2 protein-coding genes are annotated in these 2,607 nt (G+C 60.0%); both read right to left on the bottom strand.

The features are described 5' to 3' along the window. Positions 1–229: 229 nt before the first annotated feature. A complete protein-coding gene (locus tag VN622_15800) occupies positions 230–1,615 on the bottom strand; it encodes a hypothetical protein (protein HWR37325.1) in 1,386 nt (461 codons plus the stop codon). 98 nt (positions 1,616–1,713) lie between these two features. Further along, positions 1,714–2,607, bottom strand: an 894-nt coding sequence (locus VN622_15795; protein ID HWR37324.1) for a hypothetical protein, incomplete at its 5' end; no start/stop codon positions are given.

The raw sequence follows: 2,607 nt of genomic DNA, 5'->3' as shown, positions 1-2,607 counted from the left end.
GGCTTCCACTTCCTGAATCGCCTTCTCGCTGAACTGCGGCCAAGGCGGCAGTTTCGTCTTGACGGCCTTCTCTCCGCCGTTGATTGCCAGGGTCTCTCTCATGTCGGTATTCTCCTCGTCTCTGTCCGCCGATCTGCGGTTATTAGTTTATATCACAAAATTATCCCTTCGTGCCGGAAATCGCATCTTTCGCGCAACCGCAACTACTACCGGACGGGGTTAAGGTACGTCAACGGCGGGCCCGGTCGGCGGGCGTGAGCACACCTCCTGCGCCTATATATCCGCGGTGCGCTTGCAGTAGCAGGCGCGTCGCGGTTTCGACGAGCAGTTCGCCCGTCCCCGGCGCGCCGCGAGTATTGATCGCCTCGTACCCTCCTTCTGCGTACCCCTTTCGGTTTGGCACGTAGCGGATCCAATCGCTGCTGAGCGAGTGGACGATGGTATTCGGGAAAGGAGAAGCGTTCTTAATCGCGAGCCCCAGTTCCACGAAGATCTCGCCGGGGAGACCGACCCACGCCAGTTGATTGCCTATGGCGATCACCTGAACTTCCACCTCCCGTGGACGGCCGTCCCGCTTCGCAGTATCGAGAATCCGCTGCATCCACATCTGTTCCAGGAATGTTGGCGGGTTCGGCCCGGCCCTACGGCTCCGAAGTTCCTCGGCGCGCTCCACGTCACCTGATTGCAGGATTGGAAGCGGCAGCTTCACTGCCTCTCGTCCCGTTCGTAACGTGGCAACGTCCATTCGCTCCAGATGCTTGTAGGTTCTCAGTACCTCGCCCGCCAGCACGGCGCCGATCCGCGCCCCTTCTTCGTATCCCTTCTGCGGCTCCGGCGAGCGCACATCGATGTGGTTGATATTCCCCGCCGTGCCGATGCTGAAGACCGTCAGCATGTCCGGCCCCTTGGCTTGGGCGAGGATCTTCGCGAGCGTATATGCATAATCGGCGGATACCTGCCTTCCGCCGACGGTGTCCAAGTGCATAGCGAAGTTCACCAGCGTTGCAATGGGCCGCCCTTCCGGCGTGTCGAAAAGGACCACGGCGACCTCTGGGTCAATCGGACCGAGGGGCCGGACGATGTTCGGGTTCATCTTGCCCGGGTTCATCTTCGCGGCGCCGTCTTTCATGAGAAACCTGCGGTTGAAGCTCAGCGTAGCCTCATGTCCCTTGGCCGTCCAGACGCGCGCCGGCGCGAGCTTCCCGTATGCCTCCGCCACCGCCTCGCCGATGCGCAGGGGCAGTGCTTTGCGATAGCCCTGCATCGGCTCAGGTACGCCGTTGTCGGGCATCCAGATCGCCAGATCAAACGCGGTATGCGTGTGCGTAGTGCTGATAATGACGCGCTCGCCGGGAATGCCTGTCTTCTGCCGAATGACAGCTCGCGCTTCCTCGACAGCTTCGTTAGCGATTACGGCCAGATCGCACACCACCAACGCAGCGGCGGTGCCTTCCCTTTCGAAGACAAGAGCCTTCGCGTGCAGATCGTCGTGCACGCGTTCCGGCCCGCCCGGCCAACCCGTGGGCGGATTGATCACTGCCCGCCCGGCTCCCACCCGCAATTCGCCGCCCCACCCGAGTGCCACGACCAGCGGCAGCATGATTAACGCTCTCATCTACCCTCCTCGGTTCGAAACTTTCAAACCATATCACGTATAAGAACAGGAGAGTACGGCGATTCCTGTTCGGCGCCGGCGACCGGGATGCCCCCCGCCTAGGCCTTTTTTCTGCTCCCTGCCGATGCTGGCTTGGGCTTGATGAACACCACGTCGGCTCGCGTGATCCAGCCCGATCGCAAATCCACCCGGAACCAACCCTCACCGTTTTTCTCGTGGAAGCGGGTGGGCGATCGCTTTCCGAACTCCTTAAGATCGTACTGCGCCCAGGTCTTTCCCATATCCGTGGAAACGATGAAACCCGTATCCAGTGGCGAGGCGGGAGCACAATGCGAGGCCAGCATCACACTATCCTGAATGATCATATTTCCGGATTCGACCTCCGGATTGAACAGAAGAGTGTGCTTCTCGGGATTCTTAAGATCCGCGGGGTCGCACCGGAATATGCCGCGGTCGTACGGCTTGGGGCCGTTCGAGTCGCTGATCCAGTAGAGCTTCCCATCCACGAAGTTAATGCCGCCGCACTTGTACCGCGAGTTGGAAACGTCGGACAATAAGACCTTCCAATTCCACTTGTCTTTTTTCGCGTCATAAGTGCCTCGCAGCCAGTGGCACTCATGCCCGAATCCGCGAGTCCCATCTCCCGTGCAGGAATAGAACGCATTTTCGACTGGGTTGTATGCCACCGTGTGCACATGGCGGCAGATGACCGGGTTGTTGGGGTTGCCCAGCAGCGTGCCACCCTTTCCGCCACCCGGTGAACCATTATCTCCAAAGAAGGGATTCTGTCCGAAGCTGTAGGCAATCTTCACGGTCCGCCCGCTGTCCGTCGAGTAGTAGATGTTCAGAGGGGTCGCACCGCCTACGACGTTGCAGTAGTTCCCCCACACCATCATTTCCTCGCCGTTGACGTCCCACGAAACTACGCCTGGGAGCGTGTGGAAGTACCAGCCGGGAAGTTCCGGGTTTTTGGGTGTGTGCGGGATGTAATC

This window comes from Clostridia bacterium (assembly GCA_035561135.1).
GTDB lineage: Bacteria > Acidobacteriota > Terriglobia > Terriglobales > Acidobacteriaceae > DATMYA01.
Note: the sequence above shows the minus strand (reverse complement) of the source record. Positions and strands in the feature narration are given on the sequence as shown.